Annotated in this window: 27 protein-coding genes; 14 read left to right on the top strand and 13 right to left on the bottom strand. The window is 56.7% G+C overall.

Going from position 1 to position 24,283, the window contains the following annotated elements:
* Nucleotides 1-86: 86 nt before the first annotated feature.
* Together AAGT95_RS03575 and AAGT95_RS03570 are read right to left on the bottom strand one after the other, a co-directional pair.
* On the bottom strand, nt 87-1,016 hold the full coding sequence (locus AAGT95_RS03575; protein WP_342595575.1) for a retron St85 family RNA-directed DNA polymerase: 930 nt from the start codon (nt 1,014-1,016) through the stop codon (nt 87-89).
* Nucleotides 1,013-2,083 (bottom strand): retron St85 family effector protein, encoded by a 1,071-nt coding sequence (locus tag AAGT95_RS03570; protein ID WP_342595574.1) that lies wholly within the window; start codon nt 2,081-2,083, stop codon nt 1,013-1,015. The genes AAGT95_RS03575 and AAGT95_RS03570 overlap by 4 nt, the downstream gene beginning before the upstream one ends.
* Nucleotides 2,084-2,462: 379 nt before the next feature.
* On the opposite strand from AAGT95_RS03570, the gene AAGT95_RS03565 reads away from it, so the two are divergent.
* The 7 genes from AAGT95_RS03565 to AAGT95_RS03535 all read left to right on the top strand — a co-directional run bounded on the left by AAGT95_RS03565 (nt 2,463) and on the right by AAGT95_RS03535 (nt 8,380).
* Nucleotides 2,463-2,891 carry a TIGR03757 family integrating conjugative element protein gene (locus AAGT95_RS03565; protein WP_342595573.1) on the top strand — a complete coding sequence of 143 codons (429 nt, stop codon included), beginning with the start codon at nt 2,463-2,465 and terminating at the stop codon, nt 2,889-2,891.
* The gene (locus tag AAGT95_RS03560) at nt 2,888-3,841 is read left to right on the top strand and encodes a TIGR03756 family integrating conjugative element protein (protein ID WP_342595572.1); all 954 of its coding nucleotides are present in this window, start codon (nt 2,888-2,890) and stop codon (nt 3,839-3,841) included. The genes AAGT95_RS03565 and AAGT95_RS03560 overlap by 4 nt, the downstream gene beginning before the upstream one ends.
* 3 nt (nt 3,842-3,844) lie before the next feature.
* Nucleotides 3,845-5,269: a hypothetical protein gene (locus tag AAGT95_RS03555; RefSeq protein ID WP_342595571.1), complete on the top strand. Its 1,425-nt coding sequence runs from the start codon at nt 3,845-3,847 to the stop codon at nt 5,267-5,269.
* Nucleotides 5,270-5,281: 12 nt separating this feature from the next.
* The gene (locus AAGT95_RS03550) at nt 5,282-5,635 is read left to right on the top strand and encodes a hypothetical protein (protein WP_342595570.1); all 354 of its coding nucleotides are present in this window, start codon (nt 5,282-5,284) and stop codon (nt 5,633-5,635) included.
* Between the two features lies 1 nt (nt 5,636).
* Nucleotides 5,637-6,941 (top strand): conjugal transfer protein TraG N-terminal domain-containing protein, encoded by a 1,305-nt coding sequence (locus AAGT95_RS03545; RefSeq protein WP_342595569.1) that lies wholly within the window; start codon nt 5,637-5,639, stop codon nt 6,939-6,941.
* A protein-coding gene (locus tag AAGT95_RS03540; protein WP_342595547.1) for an IS3 family transposase occupies nt 6,877-8,039 on the top strand; the annotation gives its coding sequence in 2 pieces (ribosomal slippage) (nt 6,877-7,132 and nt 7,132-8,039; 1,164 coding nt in all). The genes AAGT95_RS03545 and AAGT95_RS03540 overlap by 65 nt, the downstream gene beginning before the upstream one ends.
* The gene (locus AAGT95_RS03535) at nt 8,036-8,380 is read left to right on the top strand and encodes a conjugal transfer protein TraG N-terminal domain-containing protein (protein WP_342595568.1); all 345 of its coding nucleotides are present in this window, start codon (nt 8,036-8,038) and stop codon (nt 8,378-8,380) included. The genes AAGT95_RS03540 and AAGT95_RS03535 overlap by 4 nt, the downstream gene beginning before the upstream one ends.
* A 30-nt stretch (nt 8,381-8,410) precedes the next feature.
* On the opposite strand, the gene AAGT95_RS03530 is transcribed toward AAGT95_RS03535, so the two are convergent.
* The 5 genes from AAGT95_RS03530 to AAGT95_RS03520 all read right to left on the bottom strand — a co-directional run bounded on the left by AAGT95_RS03530 (nt 8,411) and on the right by AAGT95_RS03520 (nt 10,708).
* A complete protein-coding gene (locus tag AAGT95_RS03530) occupies nt 8,411-8,749 on the bottom strand; it encodes a hypothetical protein (RefSeq protein ID WP_342595567.1) in 339 nt (112 codons plus the stop codon).
* Nucleotides 8,750-8,858: 109 nt separating this feature from the next.
* On the bottom strand, nt 8,859-8,939 hold the full coding sequence (locus AAGT95_RS21630; RefSeq protein ID WP_425356065.1) for a BrnA antitoxin family protein: 81 nt from the start codon (nt 8,937-8,939) through the stop codon (nt 8,859-8,861).
* Between the two features lie 170 nt (nt 8,940-9,109).
* Nucleotides 9,110-9,397 carry a type II toxin-antitoxin system RelE family toxin gene (locus tag AAGT95_RS21625; protein WP_425356045.1) on the bottom strand — a complete coding sequence of 96 codons (288 nt, stop codon included), beginning with the start codon at nt 9,395-9,397 and terminating at the stop codon, nt 9,110-9,112.
* A gap of 2 nt (nt 9,398-9,399) precedes the next feature.
* On the bottom strand, nt 9,400-9,693 hold the full coding sequence (locus tag AAGT95_RS03525) for a hypothetical protein (RefSeq protein WP_342595566.1): 294 nt from the start codon (nt 9,691-9,693) through the stop codon (nt 9,400-9,402).
* Nucleotides 9,694-9,922: 229 nt separating this feature from the next.
* Entirely contained in the window at nt 9,923-10,708 is a 786-nt protein-coding gene (locus AAGT95_RS03520) for a hypothetical protein (RefSeq protein WP_342595565.1), read from the bottom strand.
* Between the two features lie 285 nt (nt 10,709-10,993).
* On the opposite strand from AAGT95_RS03520, the gene AAGT95_RS03515 reads away from it, so the two are divergent.
* From AAGT95_RS03515 to AAGT95_RS03490, 6 genes are all read left to right on the top strand, one after another.
* Nucleotides 10,994-11,533, top strand: coding sequence for a hypothetical protein (locus AAGT95_RS03515; RefSeq protein WP_342595564.1), 540 nt, complete (start codon nt 10,994-10,996; stop codon nt 11,531-11,533).
* Nucleotides 11,534-11,618: 85 nt separating this feature from the next.
* Nucleotides 11,619-12,017 (top strand): hypothetical protein, encoded by a 399-nt coding sequence (locus tag AAGT95_RS03510; RefSeq protein WP_342595563.1) that lies wholly within the window; start codon nt 11,619-11,621, stop codon nt 12,015-12,017.
* A 115-nt stretch (nt 12,018-12,132) separates the two neighbouring features.
* Complete coding sequence (locus tag AAGT95_RS03505) at nt 12,133-13,284, top strand: DUF3275 family protein (protein WP_342595562.1); 1,152 nt, start codon at nt 12,133-12,135, stop codon at nt 13,282-13,284.
* Between the two features lie 75 nt (nt 13,285-13,359).
* Entirely contained in the window at nt 13,360-13,956 is a 597-nt protein-coding gene (locus tag AAGT95_RS03500; RefSeq protein ID WP_342595561.1) for a hypothetical protein, read from the top strand.
* A 15-nt stretch (nt 13,957-13,971) separates the two neighbouring features.
* The gene (locus tag AAGT95_RS03495; protein WP_075563550.1) at nt 13,972-15,150 is read left to right on the top strand and encodes a DUF6094 domain-containing protein; all 1,179 of its coding nucleotides are present in this window, start codon (nt 13,972-13,974) and stop codon (nt 15,148-15,150) included.
* Nucleotides 15,151-15,241: 91 nt separating this feature from the next.
* A complete protein-coding gene (locus tag AAGT95_RS03490) occupies nt 15,242-17,467 on the top strand; it encodes a DEAD/DEAH box helicase (protein ID WP_342595560.1) in 2,226 nt (741 codons plus the stop codon).
* A gap of 39 nt (nt 17,468-17,506) precedes the next feature.
* Here the strand turns inward: AAGT95_RS03490 and AAGT95_RS03485 are convergent, their stop codons facing one another.
* The gene (locus AAGT95_RS03485) at nt 17,507-17,845 is read right to left on the bottom strand and encodes a YqaA family protein (protein ID WP_246837778.1); all 339 of its coding nucleotides are present in this window, start codon (nt 17,843-17,845) and stop codon (nt 17,507-17,509) included.
* Between the two features lie 257 nt (nt 17,846-18,102).
* On the bottom strand, nt 18,103-18,516 hold the full coding sequence (locus tag AAGT95_RS03480) for a hypothetical protein (RefSeq protein WP_139284317.1): 414 nt from the start codon (nt 18,514-18,516) through the stop codon (nt 18,103-18,105).
* 188 nt (nt 18,517-18,704) lie between these two features.
* Between AAGT95_RS03480 and AAGT95_RS03475 the strand changes: the two genes are divergently transcribed.
* Nucleotides 18,705-19,718, top strand: coding sequence for an IS481 family transposase (locus tag AAGT95_RS03475; RefSeq protein WP_342595559.1), 1,014 nt, complete (start codon nt 18,705-18,707; stop codon nt 19,716-19,718).
* Here the strand turns inward: AAGT95_RS03475 and AAGT95_RS03470 are convergent.
* The 4 genes from AAGT95_RS03470 to AAGT95_RS03455 form a co-directional block, all read right to left on the bottom strand.
* Complete coding sequence (locus AAGT95_RS03470; RefSeq protein ID WP_164673685.1) at nt 19,691-20,104, bottom strand: hypothetical protein; 414 nt, start codon at nt 20,102-20,104, stop codon at nt 19,691-19,693. The genes AAGT95_RS03475 and AAGT95_RS03470 overlap by 28 nt on opposite strands.
* Nucleotides 20,105-20,945: 841 nt before the next feature.
* Nucleotides 20,946-21,500: a cytochrome b gene (locus AAGT95_RS03465; RefSeq protein ID WP_342595558.1), complete on the bottom strand. Its 555-nt coding sequence runs from the start codon at nt 21,498-21,500 to the stop codon at nt 20,946-20,948.
* Nucleotides 21,501-21,531: 31 nt separating this feature from the next.
* Entirely contained in the window at nt 21,532-22,314 is a 783-nt protein-coding gene (locus tag AAGT95_RS03460) for a copper resistance protein B (protein ID WP_342595557.1), read from the bottom strand.
* Nucleotides 22,307-24,283 carry a copper resistance system multicopper oxidase gene (locus AAGT95_RS03455; RefSeq protein WP_342595556.1) on the bottom strand — a complete coding sequence of 659 codons (1,977 nt, stop codon included), beginning with the start codon at nt 24,281-24,283 and terminating at the stop codon, nt 22,307-22,309. The genes AAGT95_RS03460 and AAGT95_RS03455 overlap by 8 nt, the downstream gene beginning before the upstream one ends.

Genomic DNA, 24,283 nt, shown 5'->3' with positions numbered 1-24,283 from the left:
ATCAATAAGATGTGGTTGTAGGTGTTGTTGTTGGACGAGATATGCTACATATATGACCATGTGCTCCAAGCCATGAGGTTTCTTTTTTAAATCCCCAGGTCGGAGTTGGATCCGTACTTTTTCCTAAGCTTTAACTTGAAGCCGGGCTCTATGAATTCGACAAAAGATATCAGGCCTCTTAGCTTAAGCTTTTCCGATTCCTTTAAACCTTTTTCCAAGTGTTGGTAGACTTTGCTTCTTATGTGCCTTTTTCTCTCTCTTCCGGTAGACAAGTTATTCTCACTGGTTATGTTTATACCAGTGATGGTGACCCTGTCTTTTTTTGAAAGAGAGTGCCTTTTTTTCGGGTTTAACTTTAGCTTAGGGTATTCGAGGTCGTTAAGAACCTCTAGTAATTTTTCCTCGATAATAGGAGTCATTCCTACAGTTGAAGAAGAAAAGGTTATGTCGTCCGCATAGCGAGTATAGGTCACGTCATTTGACGTACACCATTCGTGAATTGTTGAGTCGAAGTTGTAAAGAAGTATGTTCGATATTTTTGGTGAGCTGGGTGCGCCAATGCTCAAATTTAGGCCATTTTTTCCTTTGATGCACACAAGTCTTGCAAGATCTTTTAAATCATCGCTCCCTAGCTTTATTTTGCTCTCAGATAAAAATCTGACAATATCTGTGCTGGTAATGGATGGGAAAAAGTCTTCAAAGTCTAGCTTTAAAAAATAACTCGATTTTGAATGTGCTATGGCGTTCGTTTTAATACTACTGTGATGCTTGTATGCCGTGGCGCAGGGGTGCTCTTCAAAATGTGAGAACACCTTTTCTATAAGCCAGTATTGAATGGCTTTAGTTTCTCTGGCAGGCTGACTGATCCTACGATGACCGCCATTCTTTTTCTTGATGTTGTAACTTTTGTAAGCCGATGGCGCTCGAGCAATTATTCGGGCAATCTGAAGGTCCGATAGAGCAAATTGGCTCTTTAATAGTCTCCTAAGCTTGCTGTCTGGGTGTGTATCTCTCACCAGAATGATCCTTCATCTGATTGGGTTCCAAATATAGTTTTAATTGCATCTAATTTGGACCTATTGATGCGATTAGACTCGGCATCAGCCTCGTAGAATTTCATTATGTCTAGCATTTCTCTATTTCTATCAAACGTTTTCTTTTTCTTATATATGAACGCTAATTTAGGTAGTGCGGTCATGTCGGCTATGTAAAAAAGTTTTTTACTACCTGCGTTAACAAATTTTACAAATTCAAGCTCCCTCATCAGCATGAGGAATTGTCTAATGTCTGAACGGTTAAGCACGTCATCTTTGAAGTGCAAATTTACATAGTCTGCTAAATCGAAGAGCTCGTCTTTAGAGATTACGCGGAAAATCTGAAACGCGTCAATTAATAATGCGAATAAATGCGTCTTATTTTTAATCGAGAAAGTTGAGCTTTTTTGTTTTACCTTTTCTTTAATAAACTCCTCTACCTCGTCATAAATGTCTTGGGCAGTTTGCTGTGTTAATTTTAGAGGCGCTGTTCCTCCGTTTACGTTCATTCTGAAACTGTCAATGTTGAAGAATTTTACAGCTTCGTTGTTGTTTTTTCTGATATAATCATTTATGCCTTTATTGATAAACGACGGAGCATCTGCAAAACTGTCATTTGAAATTACCAATAGCTTGTTCTTATTAAGTTTGTCTGAGGCAAAAACCCCTAGCTCTGCAAGCGCCCCCGGCGTTTCTGTTATTATTGTTATCACGGATGATAGGTGGCTAAATGCTATTTCGAACTCTAGCAAATCGTTGAATACCGCGCCATTTTGCCATCCTTTTATATCTTCAGGCATAAAGAAAAGATAGTTAGGGTAATATTGCAAATGCAACGCCTTAAGGCATTCTCGGATTGATGAAAATGAGATATTGGGGACTTCTTCAAATTTTACAGATCGACTCGCGGCAGATTGACCTCCGCAGAAAATCACTATCGGTTTTCTTGGGAGAGAAAATCTGCTTTTTTCAAAATCTGTGGATTCTAAGAGATCGATAAAAAAATCAACAAGCTCTTTTTTTTTGCCTGCCATAATCAGGGAATACATTGCTTGTTAAAAAATAAAGCACACCACGCAGATGTGCTTTAACTAAAACTCATAAAAAACTTCAGTTGCTTTTACCAAGAAGCAGCCGCATGTTTGTTGGCATGCGGTGCGGGGGTTTGCGCCGCATGCCAACAAACATGCGGATTAAATCCCACCAATCTAATAGGGAGCCTGGCTATACACCGGGCTTGCCGCTTTTTCGCGTAAAAGCACCTTCTATACTAGCAGAAATCGCCGAGCTTGTCATTGATTCATGCTTTGGCACTTGGCTCGAGAGCTGCTTGCGAGAATACCCCTCCATCGAACTTAACATTCTCTACTGCCTACCTGCCTCCCACCCGGTACACCTGTGTGCTTATACCGCCGTGGGAGCCCATTTATGTCCTCCTTTCCTCAGCTGTGGCCACTTGCCGTGGTGTCATCGCTTTGCCTTCTGGCCTGGAGCCATGCTGCCTCCGCCGGCGTTGAGGTGTTCACGACCGCCGGCGAGCCGGTCGTCAACGTCCCGACATTCGCCGCCGTGGTCGAGCTGGATGCGCCGGGACGCCTTGATGCCCTGATCTCGCAGGATCTTCCCGCTGATCCGTCCCGCGCGAAGCAGGTGCTGCAATCACGCATGAGCGACCCCGAGTGGCAGCGGACGCTTCAGGACTATGGACGGCTCTATCAGGGGGTGGCCCGCGCCTGGATGCTAGGCATCGAGAAAGTGCCGGCGGTTGTCGTCGACAGCCAGTACGTGGTTTACGGCGAGCCGGACGTCGAGCGCGCGCTCGAGGAGATCGAGCAGGCGAGGGGAGATCAACGATGATGCGTTCTCTCACCACGCTGCCGGTGGCATTTGCCCTTGCGCTGCTAGTTGGGCTGGCCAGCATGACGAGTACCCCCCGAGCGAGGGCGATCACCACGCCGGAGATCCTGCAATCATCGATGAGCACCCAGTGCCTCGACTACCAGGTTATCGGCATGTGCGCCTGGCTCTACTGCTCGGCTTGGGGCTGCACGGTGCGTACCTCGGTTCGCGTCAAGCATTACATTCCCGAGCTGGTCGTGAGCGCTTACGAAAACACCGGCGATAACCCCTGGACCGAGGTCGCGATGCTCTCACCACCCACGGGCGACGCCCTGGGCGGTGGATCCGCGCGCGAGTCCGTCGCGCAGCAGCACTCGAATACGCATTTCAAGAACGTGGATGCGATCGGGCATCCCTCGGAGCTGTTTTACCAGTTCGCCAGCGGTTTCGGCTGGTTCTGTGAAAGCAACTCGCAGCCGCTCATGCCGTACTTCATCTCCACGCTTGATGCGCTGGCCTGGCGTTCGGGCGTGCCGGAGATGGCCTACCCCGAGGCGCTGACGCCGGGCATGCGCGAGATGGGTGACATCGGCGATCTGTGGAGCCCGATCTACCCACGTAGCGGCTTCGTCTCCCAGACCCACGATTACAAGGTCGCCGCATCGGCGGCGCAGCGTGCCGCCGATGTCGTGACCCGCAGCGGTCAGCCCCACGTCTACCAGCCGCTCGTCGCACGCAATTCTCCCAGCAGCGGCATCTGGGGGCCGGATCCCGTCAAGGAAGGCAATCTCGAGACCCACGAATGGCAGGAGCTGGCCCCCAACATGCGCATGTCCTGCTCGACCTTCCCCGATGGTGGCGAGAACGATCAGCTGCAGGATCCGGGCGACTATGCGTGGGCGCTGTGGCGACCCTATCGCTGTTGCAAGAAACGGGGCCAGGAACTGCTGTACTTCACCGGAGAGTAAGCCATGAAACGAACCCTACTTCCGCTGACCCTCTCGGTGACCCTGGCGACACCGATGCTGGCTCAGGCGCAATCGGCGGACAGCCTCTACTACGACATCGGTGGTGCCACGCCCTTCGGCGCCTCGGCGGGGCTCAGCCACAGTCCACGCATGACCGGGATGGGCGTCAGCTGGGATGTCAACGCGACCTGCGGCAACTTCGACGTGGGGTCGACGGTGAGTAACCAGCTCAACGGTGTCACCAACGGATTCCAGAACATGATGGGTAGCGTGGTCTCCAACGCTACCGGCGCGGTGGCCAGCCTGCCGGCGATGATCATCCAGCGATCCAACCCTGCGCTCTACGATCTGTTGACCAATGGTGTCATGCAGGGGCGGCTCGATTTCGACAAGTCAAAGCTCTCCTGCCAGCGTATGTCAGAGCAACTGGCCGATGCCACGGTCGGCGGCCAGATGCAGCAGGGCGCGATGGCCGAAAACTGGCGGGACATCGCGGCCGGCAACACCGATGCGGTCGCGGCCCAGGAGGAAGCCGAGGCGCAGGCCGGCAACGCTGGCCGGACTTGGGTGGGTGGCCAGAAACGCGGCGGCAGTGGCCAGCAGCCGATGCGCGTGGTCGAGGACACGGCCAAGGCGGGCTACAACCTGCTTTACGGCCGCACCGATCCGACGAGCGACGAGTCGGTATCCGGTGGCGGCGATGGTTGGGGATCGGTCGCAACCTCGAGCGGGGATTGGGTCGGCGGCGGTGGTATCGCCGGCGGCAACGGCGGTTCAGACAGCAGCGGCAACGACTGTCAGGGCGGCATGTGTACCGTTTGGGGTTCACCGAGCGATGCCGCCGAGTGGACCAAGAAGATCGTCGGCGACACCGAGCTGCGTTCCTGTGATGGCTGCGAGAAATCGGAGACCATCGCGGGCACTGGGCTGATCCGCGAACTCGAGGAGGAGCAGAGCAACATCCACGAGACCCTCGTCGGGATGATCAATGGTGGTGAGATTACCCAGTCGAAGCTCAACGACGTCTCTGCAGGCAACGGCCTGGCCGTGTCGCGTGGCGTGATCGAGTCCCTGCGTACCGACCCGCAGGGACCGCTGCTGGCTCAGCGTTTGTCCAGCGAGATGGCACTGGCCCGAACATTGACCAAGGCGATGTGGGCGCGGCGCGCGTTGATCGCCGGGTCCAGCGATCCTGGCATCGAAAACAATCCCGAAGGCATTACTGCGCTGGATCGCAAGGTAGACGCCTTCAACCGCGACATCGAACTGCTGCAGAGCGAGATGGAGATCCGCAAATCGCTGGCCAGCAGCGCCGCGATGTCGGCCCTCCGCCGAGCCTCCAATCGGGCAAGCGGCTCGGTGCAAGACGAGTACAGCACGCCACGTAGCCAGCTGGACGGTCGCGGCGCGCCCGTCGACACCGAGTAAGGGGGAGCGGTGATGTCGATGCTCAAACGCCATCCCCTCCTTCTGGGTCTGGTCGGATTGGTGGCTGCCTTCATCGCCGGCGGTGTGGTCGTCTCCGTGGGCATGCGGCTCTACGGTGGCATTCAGGAATTTCAGGTGGCCCTGGGAGAGCATCGCGCCTGGCTGCTGATCTGGCGCCTGGCCTTCTACGGCACGCTCGCCTTTTTCTGGATCCGCTATGGTCGCCGACGCCTCCTCGAGCGCGTCGCCGAGGATCGCGACGGCGGCGAACAGGGGCGGCTGCTCCTGCGCAAACTCGAGCGCATGATCCTGATCGTCGTCGTGCTGATCGAGGGATACAACCTGTTCATCTGGTGGGGAGTCTGACATGGCGACGTTTGCGGTCAATGACTACATGGAAGGCACCATGCTCGCCCTGGGGTGGGGGGTGAACAATGGTATCTGGGATGCCCTGACCACTACCGGCATCGCGGTGGTGCCGTTCATCGCGCTCGTCGCCGGCGAATGGTTCCGGGCACGCCAGGAGGGTGACGACGAGGGGAACAAGGGCGTGCTCTCGCTCAACCGGATCGAGTCTCGCCTCTACGTCATGCTGCTGGTGCTGGCTTTCACCTGCGTTCCGGTGTTCACGCTCAACGTGGATCCGGTGAACGTGAACCAGGAGCACGCCGATCAGTGCGGCACGGTCATGATGTCGTCCGGACAATGGGGCGAGTCGACCATGACGTCGATCGACGGCCAGCAGGCGAGGGTGCCCATGTGGTGGGCGCTGACGCACTCAATTTCCAAGGGGATCACCAACGTCGCTGTCTCGAAGATCCCCTGCTCGACGGATTATCAGTCCGTGCGCACGGCCCTCGATCTGACCTCGATCTCCGACCCCGGGCTAAAGCGTGAAGTCGGCGAATTCCAACTGGCATGCTTCGGCCCGGCACGCAACAAGCTGTTCCAGAGCGGGACGAGCCTGGATCAAGCTGCAAGCGAGGACGTCGACTGGCTCGGCTCGGACTACTTTCTCAACACTGCCGGATACTACGACAGCTTCTATGCACCCCGACCGATGCCAGGCTTTCCCTACCAGGCAAGTCGGGACGAAGCGCGACCGAGCACCAGCCCTGGGCAGCCCGGCTATCCTAGTTGCCGGGAATGGTGGAGCGATAGCTCTGAGGGGATTGCCGCACGGCTTGTCGACCAGGTCGACACCACGCTCTGGTCGCGCATGCAAAGTTTCTTCCCGACGGGATCGTCCGCCGAGGAGTACATGATCCGTCGCATGGTGAGTCCACGCTCGGGCGCGGCCAACGGCAACACTGAGCAGGCCTCGATTGGCTATCGTAGTCTCGATGGCGGGATCACCGATGATGTTTCGTCAACTGCCGCCATGGTCGGGAATGCCCTTGGGACCATCCCGTTCCAGGCGGGTATGGACAGCCTGAGACAGTCACTGCCGATGATCCAGGGCATCATGCTGATGGCCATCATCATCTGCCTGCCGTTTGTCTCCGTGGCCTCGGGCTATTCGGTGAAGGTTGCGGGACTTTGTAGTGGTTCACTAAAACCGGACACCCATTTAGGTGGTATCGTCGCCACCAAAGTAGAGGTGATCCATGGCCAGAAAACGTCGTTCATTCTCCACCGAGTTCAAGCGGGAAGCCGCTGGGCTCGTACTTGACCAGGGCTACTCCGTGGCTCAAGCCGCTCGCGCCGTCGATGTCGGCGAAACGCCTCTGAGACGCTGGATAGATCAGCTCCGGGCAGAGCGCGGTGGTGTCACGCCAAAGTCAAAAGCGCTGAGGCCCGAGCAGCAGCGAATCCAGGAACTCGAGAGCCGCATCAACCGGCTGGAGCGGGAGAAAGCGATACTAAAAAAGGCTACCGCTCTCTTGATGTCGGACGATCTCGATCGTACGCGCTGATAGACCAGTTGAGTGAGCAGGCGCCTGTGAATATGGTCTGTAGCGCCTTTGGCATTGCACGTTCGAGCTATTACGAACATCGCCTTCGCCGATCTCGCGTCGATATCGAGCGGTTGACGTTGCGCGCAACCGTTAGAGAGCTGTTCAACCAGAGCCGGCGTTCCGCGGGTAGCCGAACGATCATGATGCAGATGCGGGAATCCGGGGCCGACGTGGGACGATTCAAGGTCCGACGTCTGATGCAGGAGATGGATCTGATATGCCAACAGCCGCGACCACCGGCCTACCGACGGGCGACGGTCGAGCGACCCGATATTCCCAACCGCCTGAACCGTCAGTTTACTGTCACCGCGCCCAATCAGGTGTGGTGTGGCGATATCACCTACGTGTGGGTACAGAACCGTTGGCACTATCTGGCCGTCGTGCTGGATCTGTATGCACGACGCGTCGTCGGATGGGCATTATCTAATCGCCCCGACGCGGCCCTGGTCATCAATGCGCTGGACAGGGCCTTCGAGCAGCGAGGCAGGCCGCCGGGGCTGCTGTTCCATTCAGATCAGGGCGGTCAATATGCGAGCCGAGTCTTCCGTCAGCGACTGTGGCGCTACCGGATACAACAGAGCATGAGCCGTCGTGGAAACTGCTGGGATAACGCACCGATGGAGCGGCTGTTCCGCAGCTACAAGAGCGAGTGGATGCCCGCGATCGGCTATCTGTCAGCACAAGAGGCTTTACGAGATATCAGCTTCTATCTGATGGAGCGCTACAACCGACAGCGACCCCATCAGTACAACGGCGGCATGTCGCCCGCACGAGCGGAAGCAACACTCAATTCACTGTCCGGAATTAGTTGACCACTACACTTGCGATGTTCGGCCTGTTCGGGTTGTTCTTCCTGACGTTCTGGTGGGAACTGGCCCGATGGCTCGACTCGCACCTAATCGATCTGATGTACGGTAGCGATGCCGCCAAGATGAGCTGGCTTGCTGGGGTAGAGAATGCCAACGACAAGATGGTGATGCGTTTCGTCAACGGAATGATGTTTGTAGTGCTACCCGGACTATGGGTTGGTGTTATGGGATGGGCCGGCGCAGGCGCGGGGAATGCGATATCGAGTGGGATGAATCAGGCCACGAAGCCCGGTCGCGAAGCTGGCAGCAAGGCAGCGGATAAGGTTCAGAGTAAGGCAACGTGATAGGAAAGAGGGCCGTCAATGACGGCCCTCTTAATCTTCGATCTCTACCCCGAACGAATCGTAGTAGTCACCGAAGTATGTGTTTGTGCGACTGTCGTTCAAGTTAGCTTCTGGTGGAGCAAATGCAGGTCGATCATGATTGCCATCAGAGTGCTTGGACGATTCTCCCAGAGTCCGCAACAGTCCCTGAGACTCGTTGGTCCCAAACAGCAGGGCAGAGGAGAACGCGGCAGAGCCCTTGGCTAGCTTTTTCGCCCGGTCCTGACCACGCGGGCCAGGTGACGACTTGGCTGCATCATCACCAGCCGCGTCTCGAGCGTGGAAAAGCTTTCGTGCGTTATCGTTCCAGAGCCAGTTTTTGAGACCCATGAGAGCCTCCATTCGGGTGGGGTAGATATGGTTTTACAGTAGCGCTTTCCCTGTTCCAGGGCAATTTGGGCCCCTGGTTTCGCAACTACTCATGCTCACGTATGTACTGTTACAGAGCCTGATCGATACGGGTCTGCCATCCCGGCCCCTGATCCTTGAAGTGCTGTACCACCTCGGGTGACAGCTGCATTGAGGTCTTCATCTTAGTGGGGGGCGTTGGATCCTACGTTGATCGATGGCCCTCTGGAGAGATTGTGGCAGCACTTCCGACATGGACGCATGCTACGGACAGCCCCGTCGCTCAGTTCACGGACCTCGCCATGTCATCCGTCAGTGGTTTTTCATGGCGTCTCACCCGTTTCAAACACGCTTCTTTGCAGAGGCATAGACTTCTTCCTCACGTCTGGCACCGACCGCCACGATAAGGACCTGGATATTCTCACCGTCAACTCGATAAACGATGCGCGTGCTACCAGTGCGAATCCTGCGACAGCCAGCCAGTAGTCCACGTAGCGGCTTACCAAGTTTGTCGGGTTCTCCGTCTCTTATGCGGTTTTCTATGACGTCAAGGATGCGGTTCGCCGAAGATACACCTAGGCGATTCAAGTCGTCTTCAACATCGGGATGATAGATGACAGTCCAGGACACGCTTAATCATCCTTCTGAGAGAAGCGTGCGCGCATGGCCTCATGAGAGAGAGCATCACCTTCATCGAAACGAGCGACTCGATCCCGTGCCGTGGCCTCTACACGCAAGTCCTCGAGCTCATCCAGCATCTCCTGGTATGCCTGGACGTTCAAGATAACGGCAGCGGGCTGATTATCCTTGAAGACCAGCAATCGCTCCGTTTCGCGCGAGGAGACTTCCCTCAGCTTGGCGCTGAAGCCGCGAGCCATAGCGGTTACGGAGACGGCTTCCTCGACCCTATCTAACAGACCAGCCATGAACACCTCCCGAAAAGCATGCTGTGGTATGCTTAATAATGCGTATATTTTTGCGCATCATGGGCGGTCTGTCTATAGTCACCGGCATAGACTACTAGCCGAGGGGAAAGGAAAAAGGCCACTGGCGAAAGGGCTGTAAGGGAAGGGGGAGTAAGGGGAAGGGGGTTATCCATTGTTTACCCCAACCCCAAAGGGATGGACAAGGGAAAGGGCCAAAGGGTGCTCTGCCTCAGTAGCCTCTCCAGAATTTCGTCCAACGAGTGGCCGCAGCCCAAAGAAACGGCGCTCTCGATGCACGCTCCATCTCGGCATAGCCCTGCTTCACTTGATTTTTCAGTCCCCACACTTCCATCTCGAGAAGTTGGATCTCTTGCGCCATCTCGCTCATCTGAGCATCAAGGGGCTTTTGAATTACCTTACTGGATAGAGTCTCCAGTTTCTCTTCCAATAGCGGTGATAGATCCCTGGCTTGCATGGGTCGCGAGCTACCGGATTTGTTGTCCTCGCAGTCGTAGTTGAAGCAGATGCCGAACTGCTCGTAAAACTGGTTGCGCCGCTTCCGGTTTTTCCCTGACGCATCCGAAGCCAGCAGTCGGATAGGCATCACGCCAGCATCTGGCCATTGCTGGACCCACTGGACGATCAGATTCATGAAGTACGTGCCAATCCCACGACCGGCCAGCCAGCCAGGATCGACGACACAGTACCCGCCCGTATTGACCGAAGCGCTAGTTAGACGGACCCATGGATCGTTTTGAACGAACCCGCAATCATAGGCGGCCGAAAACTCGCCGCCTTGGTTGTTACTTCCTATCGATCGCGGGCTGATCACCTGGTAGTGAAATGTGACATGCGCACACAGTAGAACGCCTTCGCGAATGACGTGGTGCTCTTCGCGGTTGACCAAAAGAACAGTTTCTCGCTCTCGTTCAGATTCGGGCTGAACGATCAGCGTAAAAACTTCCGGTGTGATGGAATCCACCGATGGATTGGTTACGGGTAACACCTTGAACATAAAGCACCTAAAAATCGGGAGCACAGACTGACGCCGAAGCTCTTGCACAGCTTTATCGACCATTTCATACTGAATCTGCACCACGTTAGCTGCTGACGGCAACAGCAGCGCCCTTTGCCTTCGGGCAATTCCCGAAGCCGTTAACGCATCCCGAGAGACGGCGCTCACCTGAGCTGGATGCCACTTCCGAATTTTCGGCTTTGCGCCGAACCACCCATCCGGGGGAACACTTCCCCCGGATGGGGGATGGTGTGTCTCCTGGACCCGATCCACTGGAGCTGCACCATGAATCCTTTCCAAGGCTCTCGAGCCCTGCTGTTCTCCGTACTGATTCCGATCATGCTGCCTGATGTGATGCCCGAGCCGCTTCGGTGGATCTGGCTGACGCTTGTTGCGCTCGCGGTCCTCAAGCGCCTTGGCTTCATCAGCTTCGGCTTCGGCGGCGGCGGCGCCTCTGGCAATGACGATGAAACGTCCAATTCCGTGAAGAAGGGATCGGCCTCTCATCGCCGTGGCGCGACACATCAGGGAGAGATCGTTGCCCATGGCAGCGCGTCCTATCAGTTCGACGAGGCAAACCGCCTCAGCTACTACATCACGCTGCGGTCCGAGCGTGGTGACGACAAGACCGTATGGGGGATCGATCTCAAGCGCGTTGCGCGTGAGACCCCGCTGGCTGTTGGCGATACCGTGGCGCTCGAGTTTCTCGGGCGCGAGGCGGTGGTTGTCAAGGAGCCAGTCCGAAATGACCAGGGCAAAGTCGTGGATCACCGTCAGGTGAACACGCACCGCCATACCTGGAAGGCACACGTTCTGCCGGCATAAACCAAGCGGTATCCACCCATGGGGAAGTTTCCTTCCCCATGGGGCGAGGTGCTTCCCCTTTTTTCGTTCTTAAGGAGAAGCATCCATGATTCGCAACACTCACAACCCCGACGTCCGTATCGATCTCACCCTCAAGGCACAACGTCTCGGGCTCTGCCCCGATCGTCGCGATGTGATGGTGCAGATGGAGCAGCCACTCATCAACGAGGTGGTCGCGCTCTTCGAGACGGCTGGCACATCGCACTCGGCTCTCGAGGGCCTGCACTGGGTCGAACGCCTCGATGCGTTCCTGGAGCAGGCTCGAGAGGAGCTGACGAAAGCGCCTGCAGGCAGTCGATCGCTCGATTTTGACATAGCGGCACCGCATCGCACCGGCGGGTTGTTGCTACCGCTGTTCGTCGGTGTCCATGTCGAGTTGGAGCATCAACTTGGCAAACAGACGATGGTGTTCTCGCTGTCTGGCCATGACCGCCTGGCTGCCTGAACACACAACATTCCACATCAATCAGAGCCCGGCACACCGAGCTTTCTTCATCTTCCACCCCGACCGGGATTCGCTCCCGGTGGGGCATCTCGGTCGTCATCATGAGGTTTCGACGATGGCCGACATCTACCAGGCAATCACCGATCGGATTCTGGAAAGTCTTGAGCAGGGGCATTTGCCCGGTATCGGGCAGCCCTGGGATCCGTCCCGCCGAACGCCACTCATACCCTGTAACGCCGTCTCCGGTCGCCAGTACAGCGGCATCAACGTGCCTCTGCTCTGGGGCGAGGCCGAGGGTCGCGGGTTTTCCCAGGATCGCTGGCTCACCTTTCGCCAAGCGAAAGAGGCCGGGGGCACAGTACGCAAGGGTGAGAAAAGTACTCTCGCGTGCTTCTACAAACCCATGAAGCGCGAGATAGTCGATGACGCCGGCGAACCCGTGCTGGACGAGGAGGGCAATCCTAGGGAGAAGCATTTCGCCATCCTGCGGGGATTCAATCTCTTCAATGTGGACCAGTGTGACGGGCTTCCCGAGGAGGTCATGAATCCGCCGCCGACATCGGTGGAGGGCTTCGACAGCGTGAATGCGTTGGACGACTTCATCGACGGCTGTGGCATCAAGGTCACGCACTCGCTGGACCGTGAACACGCGGCGTATTACCCACGGCAGGATCGGGTACTGCTGCCCGCGAAAGAACGGTTTCACGATGCGGACAGCTACTACAGCGTCGCACTGCATGAACTCACCCATGCTACCGGGCACGAAACGCGCCTGGCACGCATCGGGATCACCGACCCCGAGCCGTTCGGTTCCGAACGCTACGCGCTCGAGGAGCTGGTCGCGCAGCTGGGCTCGGCCTTTCTGTGCGGGCACTTCGGTATTCGCAACGAGGCCTTCGACGCCGCCTACATCGCCAGCTGGATCAGCGTGCTGCAGGCGGACAAGAAAGCCATCTTTCGCGCCACTGGCGCGGCACGTCTGGCAGCGGAATTCCTCAAGCAGACGCACGAGGAATTCCGCACGCCGGCATCGACGGATCAACTGCAAGAGGAAAGCGCCGAGGCCAAGCCGAAGCGCCGACCGCAGGTGGATGATCAGGACATCGATCTGTTCGGGCACCAATGGCCATTGGGTGACAGCGTCAAGCTGGATTCCACGGTCGATCGGGGCACGTTCCGTGCCCAGGTCACTCGCCTGAAGCAGATGGGCTATCGCTTCGATGCCACGTCACAAATCTGGACCTATTCGGCTGCCGCAGCGGCTTGAATCTGACACTCAACCCCCGGGGGCGATGACTGCCCCTGGGGGCAGCTCGTCCCCATCCTTGTCGATGGAGGCAGCATGTCACCTGCAACCCCGCTCTGGCGTCTCGAGGAGGCGCCGGAGCTTTTTCTGGATAGCTATGTCGCCGATGGCGACCGCGCGGTCTTCCTGTCCCTGTGGGGGCGGGATACTGCCATTCACGAACTGATGGCCAAGCTGACCCTGCCGATCGCCGAAGGTGGCTGGACGGGGATCACGCTCCAGCGAGATGGCCAGTCGGTCGCTCTACAGCTGGACCGTGAGCGCATGGCCAAACGTACGACGCGGACCTATCGGCAGACGCGGTTCGGCAGCCTGCTGAACCTCTGGCTGTTCGACCAGCGCTGTCAGGATCCGGATCGAGCGCATCGACAGTGCTACGCGATCTTCAACGAACGCGACTCGCGACAGGACAAGAGCGTGATGCTCTGGTCGCGTCTGCGGGATCTCGCCGCGTTTCCGTTGCTGGATCACTGGCGCCCCACGGTCGTTCAACTGCTCCTCGAGCAGGGCGCGATACGCATGCTCGATCAGACGTCCGAGCGCCTATCCGGTGTCTGGATCGATCTCTCGCTGGCCAGCGTTCAGGACGCTATCGGTCATCTCATTCACTCCGGCGATCTCGCCACGCAATGAACCCAGGAGGCCATCATGGCTCTGATGTTTCCACGCCTGGCGCGCAACTTCGCCAAGAACGGCTACTACCCGACCGACGAGGACACGATTGATCGTGTCCTCCAGGCACTGGGCACCTCGCACGACCAGCGGGTGCGCATTCTGGATCCGTGCGCTGGCGAAGGCCATGCGATTCTGGAAAGCGCTCACCGGCTGGGCCGGGAACGAACCGACACCTACGGCATCGAGTTCGATCTCGAGCGAGCGCGTCACATGCAGAGCCTGGTCGATGTCGGCATTCAGTCGGACCTGATGGATACCGTCATCTCGCCACGCTCGTTCGGGATGATGTTCTTCAACCCACCTTACGGCGATCTCGTCAGTGAAACCGGCGGCAGCAAGGGGTATGCCGGCAAGGGCAGGCAGCGCCTGGAGAAGCTGTTCTACCAGCGCTGTGTGCACCTTCTGCAGTACGGCGGGATCTTGGTAATGATCGTGCCGCACTACGTCTTCGACGATGAGCTGTCGAGCTGGGTCAGCCAGCACTTCGATCGCGTCACTGCGTTCGAGGCCGCGGTCGATACCTTCAAGCAGGTCGTCGTCTTTGGCGTTCGCACGAAGCGCAATGCACTACTGGCAAACGATAGGGCCAAAACGATCAGGCAGATGTTGCAGCAAATCGGGCTGGGAGAGTTCAAGCCCGAGCCGCTGCCTTCGATCTGGTGTGATGGTCTCTATGATGTGCCGCCGGCGATCGGCAGCGCGCCACACTGCTACCGCGTGTCGCTGGAACCCGAGCAGCTGAAGCAGGAGATCGATCAGCTGGGCGGGCTATGGCCCGATTTCAACCTCGCGTTCTGGACCGATGGGGTTACACAACGACGTCCGCTGCGCCGGCTTTCGAGCTGGCACCTCGCGCTGTCGCTGGCAGCGGGAGGCATATCGGGCATCGTGACCTCGCGTTCGGGGCGTCAACTGGTCGTGAAGGGCGACACCTTCAAAGAGAAGTCCTCGAAGGTCGAGTTCGACGAAGACGCCGATGGCAACATCAGCGAGCGTCGGATTCTGACCGATCGTTTCGTGCCGGCCATCATGGCCTGGGACGTGACGCCGGACTCTCCCGACAAGGGGCGATTGTTCACGATCACCTCGACGCCGGCGCAGGATGCTCCTGCACAATCTGAACCCACCGACTCGGACGCCGAGACGGCATAAACCACCACGCACGCTCATAGAGCGAGCCAACCCCTACGGGCAGAACATCGCCCGTGGGGTCGTGTTCTGCCCGTTTTCATTGGAGACGGACATGAACATGCAATGCACAGCACCGGATAACGTCATCGCGCTCAACGATTTCATCGATGAGTTCGGCGACGGACTTCTGGATACGCTCAACCACACCCACCCTCCGGTCTACGACGGCCGAGGGAACCTGGCGCGACAGGCGGTGATGAACGCGCTGGCACGCCAGCCGTTTCCGGCACAGGCGGATGTCGTTCACGCGATCTGCGCGCTGCTGCTGGATCAGAACGAGCGTGCCGGCGTGATTAACGCCGAGATGGGGACCGGCAAGACGATGATGGCGATCGCCGTCGCCGCCGTGATGGCGACCGAAGGCTATCGTCGATCGTTGATCGTGTCTCCGCCGCACCTGGTCTACAAGTGGCGGCGCGAGATCCTCGAGACGGTGCCCGAGGCTCGGGTCTGGGTACTTAATGGGCCGGACACGCTGGCGAAGTTGCTCAAGCTGAGGGAGCAACTGGGACAGCCAGACGGTAGCCGGCCGGAGTTCTTCGTGCTGGGGCGCGTGCGGATGCGAATGGGGTTTCACTGGATCCCGGTGGCCACCCCGAAGCGTACCATTGCCGGTCGCCTCGCCGCGTGTCCGGACTGCGGCCGCATGATCCTCGACAACGACAATGAGCCGATTCGGTTCGAATTGTTTCAGCAGACCGAGCGTCAGCAAGCATGCACCGGATGCGGTGGCCAGCTCTGGACACTCATACGACAGCGGCAGCCCGGAGGGGATGCCCGCCGTCGTTCGGTGCTCAAGGCGCTGCAGCGCATTCCGACGATCGGCAAGGTGACATCGGAGAAACTGATCGACCAGTTCGGCGAGGGGTTTCTCTCGTCGATGCTGGCCGACAACGTGCACGAGTTCATCAACCTGATGGACGAGAACGGCGACCTGGTGTTCAACGATCGACAGGCGACGAGAATGGAGCGGGCGATGGCGAATATCGAGTTCGGTTTCGGTGAGGGCGGTTTCCAGCCGAGCGAATTCGTGAAGCGCTACCTGCCCGATCAGTTCTTCGACCTGCTGATCGTCGACGAGGGGCATGAGTACAAGAACGCAGGATCGGCCCAAGGCCAGGCTATGGGCGTACTGGCAGCAAAGGCACGCAAGACGCTTTTGCTGACCGGCACGCTGATGGGCGGCTACGCGGACGATCTGTTCTACCTGCTCTTCCGGATCCTGACGCCGGTGATGATCGAAGACGGCTACCGTCCCCAGAGCAATTCTTTGGGAGCGGCGTCCATGGCCTTCATGCGCGAGCACGGTGTTCTCAAAGACATCTACTCGGAGCGCGAGGGCGCTGGACACAAGACGGCGAAGGGGCGGAAAACCTCGGTGCGCACGGTGAAGGCACCAGGTTTCGGTCCCAAGGGCATACTGCGCTACGTGTTGCCCTTCACGGTCTTTCTCAAGCTCAAGGACATCGGTGGCGATGTACTGCCACCGTATGACGAGGAGTTCGTGGAAGTCCCGATGTCGTCCGGCCAGGCCAGCGCCTATGAGAGGCTCTCTGGAGAGCTGACACAGGCGTTGAAAGAGGCGCTGGCACGCAAGGACACCACACTGCTGGGCGTGGTGCTCAACGTGTTGCTGGCGTGGCCTGACTGCTGTTTTCGGCCGGAGACGGTCAAGCACCCGCGCTCGCGGGAGCTGATCAACTTCACTAAGTCGATCTTCGACGAGACGTCGACGATGCCGAAGGAGGACGAGCTGGTCGAGCTATGTCGGTCGGAGAAAGCCCAGGGCCGCAAGGTGCTGGTCTATTCCACCTACACCGGCAAGCGCGACACGACGAGTCGCCTGAAGCGGGTGCTCGAGCAGGCGGGGCTGAAGGTGGCCGTGCTGCGCTCGAGCGTCGACACCAGTCGGCGGGAAGATTGGATCGCGGATCAGGTCGAGAAAGGGATCGATGTACTGATCACCAACCCGGAGCTGGTGAAAACCGGCCTGGATCTTCTCGACTTCCCGACGATCGCGTTCATGCAGACCGGCTGGAACGTATACACGCTGCAGCAAGCGGCTCGGCGCTCGTGGCGTATCGGTCAGCACCGGGCGGTGCGTGTGCTGTTCTTCGGCTACGCCGAGACCTCACAGATCGCCTGTCTGCGACTGATGGCCAGCAAGATCGCCGTGGCGCAGAGCACGTCCGGGGACATCCCCGAGTCCGGGCTCGATGCGCTCAACAACGATGGCGAGTCGGTCGAAATGGAGCTGGCCCGTCAGTTGGTCGCTTGACGCTCACATTGACCTCAACCCAGCCCCTCTTCGGAGGGGTCACGTTGTTGCAATAGCTGCGATTACGAGGTAGCGCAGACCTTTGGCAAATGTGACGATCAAAAGGAAACTCCAAAGAGGTTCACGCATGAAGCCCGCTATTATAGTTAAAGGATCACCAACGATTGGCATCCAACTTAGCACAAGAACCCATCGTCCATGGCGTAGATAGATAGCCCGAGTCTTATCAAGTTTTTCCTTTTTACATGGGAACCATCGTCTATGGCTGTACTGGTCTATGTGGCGACCTATGTACCAATTGATAGCGGAGCCAAGCACGTTTCCTAATGTTGCGACCAGTAGCAAAAGTGGGATGAGGTATTTATTTGAAAACAACATGGCCATAAGCACTACCTCTGATTGCATTGGCAGTAGTGTCGCTGCCCCCAAAGCCGTAAAAAAAAGGCCGAGATAGCTGGTTATTTCAAATATAATGGTTGCCCCACATGTCTGTTTGGAAAAGCCGGTGCTGTATCATAAAGAATTTGTGTTGTTTTCGCTAAGAGCAGGCTGTTTTTTTATAATAATGGAGGTCGGGCATTTTTAATGCCAAGCCCTTTTGGGCTTGGCGAAAAGTGCCTTTGACTTTTTAGTCTCTATTTGACGCCCATGTGGATGTTGTAACGATTATCAGAATCGTTAACGCTACCAAGAGACGATCCTTTTATATCTAAGTAATAGGTTCCGGGGTCCACACTTTCATTGAGTGTGAAGTGCCCTTTGCTGTCAGAATCTTTAGCAAGAAGTTGGCCAGAAGGCGAGTACAAAGAGGCTTCTATGGCCATCGTTCGATTTGATTCGCTCGCAAGGTGTTCACTGCTCAAATACAGTTTTCCTGTTCTGGCGACGGGGATCTGATAGCGGACTGGGCTACCTCCTAGTTGCTGAGAAGATGAGACGCCCTCTTTGAGTATTTTGCCTTCGGCTTCTTCGTGTCCCGGTGCAGCAAAAACCGGAGCGGTAGCGGCTACCGCAATTGCTAGGATCAACACTTTGATTCTGCTTTTCATGATATACTCCTAAATGATTGGTGCAGTACAAGTGTGTGTGATGAGCCTGAAAAAAAGCTGAATCATTATCTGATTCTTCACTCCATTATTGCTTGATTGTAGGGTCCCGGATGATCAGATCGCCTATAGAAGTTATCCTCTGCTAGCAGCGAGGGAGCTTCTTCAGCAATTCATCCGGGAGCAAGTTCATGGACATCAAGCTGCATAAACAAGCGACCACGACACCGAAGATCCGTGCCGAGATCCAGGCAGCGCCCTCCAGCATCACGGATAGCAAGCTGGCCCGCCAGTATGGTGTCGCCACCACGACCATACGGCGCTGGCGGTACCGTGACGATGTCCATGATCGATCGCACACGCGTCACAACCTGCTGGCCACGCTCACGCCCGAGCAGGAGGAGGTGCTGATCGCAGCGCGCGAATTCCTTCGCCTCGGTCTGGATGATCTCCTCGTCGTGGCGCGTGAGTTCCTGAACTCCCGGTTGTCTCGCTCCGGCCTGCATCGCATGCTCCAGCGGCGCGACGTGCCGACACTAGCGGAACTGGCTCGGCAGGACGTCGGAGATGACGAGAAGCCGAGGCACAAGCCCTTCAAAGACTACGAACCGGGGTATGTGCACATCGACATCAAGCACCTGCCTCAGATGCCCGATGAGGAGCAAAAACGCTACCTGTACGTCGCCATCGATCGCGCCACGCGTTGGGTGTATCTGGAGATCCGAAGCAGTCAGTCCGCGAAGGATGCTCGCGCGTTCATGAAGCAGGTGGAAGAGAAGGCGCCCTTCAAGATCCAGACGGTGCTGACTGACAACGGCAAATCCTTTACCGATCGCTTCACACGTGCAGGTGAGCGCAAGCCCAGCGGCCGGCATCCATTTGACCAGGAGTGCCAGGCACATGACATTGAACACCGCCTGATCAAGCCGGGAAAGCCGCAAACGAACGGCATGGTGGAGCGCTTCAACGGCCGCATCAGCGACGTGCTGGCGACTCGGCGCTATGCCTCAGGCGAGGACCTGGAACAGACGCTGAAACGCTATACCTGGCTGTACAATCACCACATCCCGCAGAAGGCACTGCACCATCAATCACCTATTGCGATGATGAAAGAATGGCAGACTAAACGGCCTGACTTATTTACCAGGCGGGTGGTTAATCACACGGGACCCGACAGCTATTCAAATCCCATGTGTATGTTGTAACGACTGTTTGACTCGTTGACACTGCCCAGTGCAGAACCTTTTATCTCAAGGTAGTACTGCCCCGGTGTTACGTCCTCGGTGATCATGAAGTGTCCACTGTTGTCGGTGTCGCTAGCTAGTAGCTGATCAGCAGAGTTGTATAATGCAGCTTCGATTACCATTGATTGGCCTGAATCGCTGGCAAGGTGTTCGCTGCTTAAGTAAAGCTTCCCAGCCCGATCAACCGGGACTTGGTAGCGAACGGAGGTGCTCGCTAACTGCTGGGTAGAAGAGATACCTTCTTGTAATATCTTGTTCGCTGTATCTTGATGTCCCGGAGCGGCAAAGGCGGGGGCAGTGATAGCCACGGCAAGCGCTAAGGTCAATGCTTGAATTCCACGGTTCATGACAATCTCCTAAAAGTTGGTACAGCCTAAGTATGTGCGACGAATCTGAACTGGAGCTGAAAACGATACGAATATTGATGGATAAACTTGAAAAGCGAATCCGGTAATGGGATGGCGTAAGTCAATTGCACTAAGTGAATGTTTTCTTTGCGGTTCTGCTTGTTCTATCACATTGCAATCCTTTCACCAAATTAGATAGATCTTCAGATGTTCATGCCACGACACCTCGTCCGACCTATGATAGCACCACTTATGTTAAACTCTGTTTCTTTATAGCCTCTCTGTATTTCGAACGTTTCTCGAATCTGCTCGAAGATTCAGACCACTAACGGTGTTTAAAATGACTGAAAAGGTTTGGTGCATAGGAAATGATATTTCTATAGCCGGTAGCCGGTAGCCGGTAGCCGGTAGTCGGTAGAGGGAAGGGGATGCCGTGTTGCCAGCAAATAAATCTTGAAGAACCGACCAGCAGAGCGGCACTGGTTAGCTTATTTGGCGAGTGAGTCTTCCAATTTCCGAATGATAGCTGCATTTGTCCTGCATTTTGACGAACATAAGGATCGGGAAAGGCCGCATTGTCTAACACGATCGCACGGGATCCATATGCAAACTATCGAATTATAAAGGACACCGACTAGAATCCCTCAAACCATGATGGATACGTCACACCTATGACGATGAGACGGCATTCGTGGTTTCCTGCATGAGTCTCCCTGAGTCCGACAAGTATTTTCGGTCCGATCCATCGACTCTTCAAGAGGATCAAAAGATTGGAAACAGGGAGCTTTACCAATTATTTCATCCGAATATCTTCGAAATCTTGCTTCGAACTGACGCTAGATCAGCGGCGCCGGGGCCCGGCTATGCGGCTAAGAGTACCATCCCGGCGTATCAGGCCGTGCCAAAGCAGTGCCATACCGGCATGACCGACAATCAGCGCCAGCAGGGTCCAGCCAAGCCAGACATGCCACTGGCGAGCCTGCATCATCCGAGGACCTTGGGTGCTTCCGCCGTCGAATAAAGGTATGCCGAAAGGTGCGAAGGGCTGACCACCGAGCCAGGTCATGTAGAGCCCGAGAGCCGGTATTCCCAGCATTAGCAGATAGAGCAATAAGTGCGACAAAGTCGCGATTTTGGCTAACTTGCCGACGTGAGCTGGGCGGTGGCGTAAGTTGAATAGTGCCCAAAGTGCGCGAAGTACAATCAAGCCCATCAACAGCGTGCCCAGGGGTTGATGGGTCGAAAGCCAGGCTTGTACCCACTGTGGGTGTCCCCATAATATTTTTGCTGCCATCCCGCCAAGTTGCCAAAGCAGCAGCGCGCCGATTCCCCAGTGTAACCATCGGCTGATTCTGCCGTAGCGATCAGGTGTGTCCTTCACGGGTAAAAATGCCATCGTGATGCTTCCTCCTCCCCACAGCAGAGACTCAGTACCAGGCTCGCAGCCCCACTACCCATGCAGTAGTCGATTCATCCTCGTCGTAATTGCGTTCATGACTGATCCCCACGTAAGGGCTGATCTCCCGTATCAGGCTATAACTTAGCCTCAGCCCGACCTCGCTGCTGTTGAGGCCTTGCTTCAGGTCATATTTCGGCACATCTTGAAGCGATGCCGACAGCTCCAGCCGAGGCTGAAGAATCAGTCGTTGAGTGATGAGCATTTCATATTCGAATTCGGTGCTTGCGCTGACATCACCCTCGTCACTGACGAATAACGCAGTGTCGGTTTCCATCATCAAAGGTGCCAGCCCCTGAAAGCCAACGACCGCGAAGCGTCGATCAGGGTCCGGATTGAAGCTTTGACGCACGCCCGTCTGCAAGTTCCAGAACGGGCTTATCGCGCGACTATAGAGCAACTGGAGATCGCTGCTTTCGGGACCTCCTCCATTGGTTGGTCCTTCTCCTTCGCTTTTCCACCAGAAACGGTCGATGTCGTTCCCAATCCAGCCTTGGGCATCCCACAGCCAGGCGTTGGGGGCACCGTTTGTGTCGCGATACTCGAACCGATCCAGGAGTATCTGGCTGAACAGCGTGTCATCATGTACCGGTTCGTTCCACTCGGCGGGAGAGCCGCTGTGGGTGTTCAGAGGCCCGCCGGGGACGACTTCATCCACATTGGCACGGCCATGGTTGTCGGCGATAGCGGCGACTGGCAAGCATAGAGCCGCGAGGAGGAGTGTTCCGCGACAGGTGAATTTGCTGTTAAACATTGTCGAACGCCTCCGCCGGAGCGACTCTGACTACTCGGAACATCCCGGCATCCATGTGGTACAACAAATGGCAGTGGAAAGCCCAGCGACCCGGTTCATCGGCAGTGAGAAGTAATGATGCACGCGAGGCCGGCAGGACGCTGAGCGTGTGTTTGAACGGTAGGTGTTCCCCCTGTCCGTTCTCCAGCTCCATGAACATGCCATGTAGATGGATTGGATGCTCCATCATGGTGTCGTTGACCAGTACCAGACGAATACGGTCTCCCAGCACGATGTCGATTGGCTCGGCGTCGGAATACTTCACGCCGTCGAATGACCACATGTAGCGATCCATATTGCCGGTCAGGTGCAGCTCGATTGTACGTGACGGCGGGCGTTGGTCGCGCATGGGCTTGATATTGCGTAGCTGACTATAGGTGAGCACGCGATGATCGACAGTCTCGAGACCGGTCCCACGTTCACCGAGCCGGTTGCGCTGCACCTCGGCAACATTGATGTTGCCGGGTCCGTGGCCGCCTTGCTCATGGCGCGCCACAACTGGGCCGGCATCCTCTGCGCCCATTCCGGCCATGGCGTTGTGGTTGCCGCCGGCGTGACTCATACCCGACATGCTGCCATCGCCCATGTCATTCATGGAGCCGTGGTTCATACCCGACATGCTGCCATCGCCCATGTCATTCATGGAGCCGTGGTTCATACCTGACTTGCTGCCATCGTTCATGCCATTCATGGAGCCGTGGTTCATCGACATGCTGCCATCGCTCATGCCACTCATCTCACCGGCGGCCATGCCGCCCATGGCGCCGTGCGACATGTCCATACCCATATCCACCATCGTGCGCTGCGGTGGCTCTCTCAACGGGGGTACCGCCGCGCGCATGCCAGCGCGAGGCGCCAAAGTGCCCAAGGCGAAACCACTGCGGTCCATCGATTCCGCCATCAGCGTGTAGGCAGTGTCGGCTCGCGGCTCAACGATAACGTCATAGGTTTCTGCGACACCGATCTGAAACTCGTCGGTTTCTACCGGCTCCACTTCCTCGCCGTCGGCGCCTACCACCGTCATGGCCAGGCCGGGAATGCGGAAGTTAAAGTAGGTCATTGCCGAGGCATTGATGACCCGCAGCCGTATCCTCTCTCCCGGTTGAAAGAGTCCTTCCCAGCCAGCCGCCGGATGACGGCCGTTCATCAAGTAGGTGTACGTCGACCCTGTCACATCGGCAATGTCTCTGGGACTCATGCGCATATTGTTCCACGCCAGACGGTCTTGTAGCGTGGCTTTCCAACCATGCTTCTCCACGGCCTCGAAAAAATCGCTCGCCGTGCGTTCGTTGTAGTTGTAGTAGTCGCTTTGACTTTTCAGCCGTGCCATCACTCTATGCGGATCTTCAAAGGTCCAGTCGTTGAGCATGATCACGTATTCGCGATCGACCTGTATCCGATGGGGGGCTGCAGGGTGCACGACGAGCGGGCCGGTCAGACCGATCTGCTCCTGCATGCCGGAGTGGCTGTGATACCAATAGGTGCCGCTCTGGCGCACGGGGAATGCCGCCTCAAAACTTTCGCCAGGTGCGATGCCGGGGAACGACACACCTGGCACGCCATCCATCTCGAACGGCAAGAGCAAACCATGCCAATGAATAGAGGTATCTTCATCGAGATGGTTGTGAATGCGCAGGCGTGCGGTCTGCCCCTCCCATAGTTCGATTAGCGGCGCGGGAATCGAACGATTGATGGTGATACCGCTGCCATGGCCACCGGCGATGGCAACCCGTTCTCGACGCACGTTGAGATCCAGCGAGACAGGGCGGGGCGAGCCGCCGACAACCTGCGCCGCGACCCCTCTCTGCGAAGAGAGCGCCTCGCCTCGGGCATAGCTGGGTAGCAGTGACTCCAGTCCTGCAAGGGCGCCGGTTCCGGCCAGTGCGATCAGAAGTCGACGACGATCATTATCGATCGAGCGATGTTTCAT

The organism is Salinicola lusitanus, assembly GCF_038648475.1.
In the GTDB taxonomy this organism is placed as follows: Bacteria; Pseudomonadota; Gammaproteobacteria; order Pseudomonadales; family Halomonadaceae; genus Salinicola; species Salinicola lusitanus.
The sequence above is the reverse complement of the archived record's forward strand: the minus strand, read 5'-3'. Positions and strand labels throughout refer to the sequence as shown.

What these genes read in the sequence shown, in the direction of transcription:
- AAGT95_RS03565 (WP_342595573.1), top strand. Translation starts at nt 2,463, where the DNA reads ATGTCCTCCTTTCCTCAGCTGTGGCCACTTGCCGTGGTGTCATCGCTT.
- AAGT95_RS03475 (WP_342595559.1), top strand. Translation starts at nt 18,705, where the DNA reads ATGGACATCAAGCTGCATAAACAAGCGACCACGACACCGAAGATCCGT.
- AAGT95_RS03530 (WP_342595567.1), bottom strand. Translation starts at nt 8,749, where the DNA reads ATGGGTCTCAAAAACTGGCTCTGGAACGATAACGCACGAAAGCTTTTC.
- AAGT95_RS03570 (WP_342595574.1), bottom strand. Translation starts at nt 2,083, where the DNA reads ATGTATTCCCTGATTATGGCAGGCAAAAAAAAAGAGCTTGTTGATTTT.
- AAGT95_RS03515 (WP_342595564.1), top strand. Translation starts at nt 10,994, where the DNA reads ATGAATCCTTTCCAAGGCTCTCGAGCCCTGCTGTTCTCCGTACTGATT.
- AAGT95_RS03520 (WP_342595565.1), bottom strand. Translation starts at nt 10,708, where the DNA reads ATGTTCAAGGTGTTACCCGTAACCAATCCATCGGTGGATTCCATCACA.
- AAGT95_RS03465 (WP_342595558.1), bottom strand. Translation starts at nt 21,500, where the DNA reads ATGGCATTTTTACCCGTGAAGGACACACCTGATCGCTACGGCAGAATC.
- AAGT95_RS03500 (WP_342595561.1), top strand. Translation starts at nt 13,360, where the DNA reads ATGTCACCTGCAACCCCGCTCTGGCGTCTCGAGGAGGCGCCGGAGCTT.
- AAGT95_RS03560 (WP_342595572.1), top strand. Translation starts at nt 2,888, where the DNA reads ATGATGCGTTCTCTCACCACGCTGCCGGTGGCATTTGCCCTTGCGCTG.
- AAGT95_RS03495 (WP_075563550.1), top strand. Translation starts at nt 13,972, where the DNA reads ATGGCTCTGATGTTTCCACGCCTGGCGCGCAACTTCGCCAAGAACGGC.
- AAGT95_RS03550 (WP_342595570.1), top strand. Translation starts at nt 5,282, where the DNA reads ATGTCGATGCTCAAACGCCATCCCCTCCTTCTGGGTCTGGTCGGATTG.
- AAGT95_RS03490 (WP_342595560.1), top strand. Translation starts at nt 15,242, where the DNA reads ATGAACATGCAATGCACAGCACCGGATAACGTCATCGCGCTCAACGAT.
- AAGT95_RS03510 (WP_342595563.1), top strand. Translation starts at nt 11,619, where the DNA reads ATGATTCGCAACACTCACAACCCCGACGTCCGTATCGATCTCACCCTC.
- AAGT95_RS03555 (WP_342595571.1), top strand. Translation starts at nt 3,845, where the DNA reads ATGAAACGAACCCTACTTCCGCTGACCCTCTCGGTGACCCTGGCGACA.
- AAGT95_RS03505 (WP_342595562.1), top strand. Translation starts at nt 12,133, where the DNA reads ATGGCCGACATCTACCAGGCAATCACCGATCGGATTCTGGAAAGTCTT.
- AAGT95_RS03545 (WP_342595569.1), top strand. Translation starts at nt 5,637, where the DNA reads ATGGCGACGTTTGCGGTCAATGACTACATGGAAGGCACCATGCTCGCC.
- AAGT95_RS03525 (WP_342595566.1), bottom strand. Translation starts at nt 9,693, where the DNA reads ATGGCTGGTCTGTTAGATAGGGTCGAGGAAGCCGTCTCCGTAACCGCT.
- AAGT95_RS03455 (WP_342595556.1), bottom strand. Translation starts at nt 24,283, where the DNA reads ATGAAACATCGCTCGATCGATAATGATCGTCGTCGACTTCTGATCGCA.
- AAGT95_RS03480 (WP_139284317.1), bottom strand. Translation starts at nt 18,516, where the DNA reads ATGAAAAGCAGAATCAAAGTGTTGATCCTAGCAATTGCGGTAGCCGCT.
- AAGT95_RS21630 (WP_425356065.1), bottom strand. Translation starts at nt 8,939, where the DNA reads ATGCAGCTGTCACCCGAGGTGGTACAGCACTTCAAGGATCAGGGGCCG.
- AAGT95_RS03485 (WP_246837778.1), bottom strand. Translation starts at nt 17,845, where the DNA reads ATGTTGTTTTCAAATAAATACCTCATCCCACTTTTGCTACTGGTCGCA.
- AAGT95_RS03460 (WP_342595557.1), bottom strand. Translation starts at nt 22,314, where the DNA reads ATGTTTAACAGCAAATTCACCTGTCGCGGAACACTCCTCCTCGCGGCT.
- AAGT95_RS03470 (WP_164673685.1), bottom strand. Translation starts at nt 20,104, where the DNA reads ATGAACCGTGGAATTCAAGCATTGACCTTAGCGCTTGCCGTGGCTATC.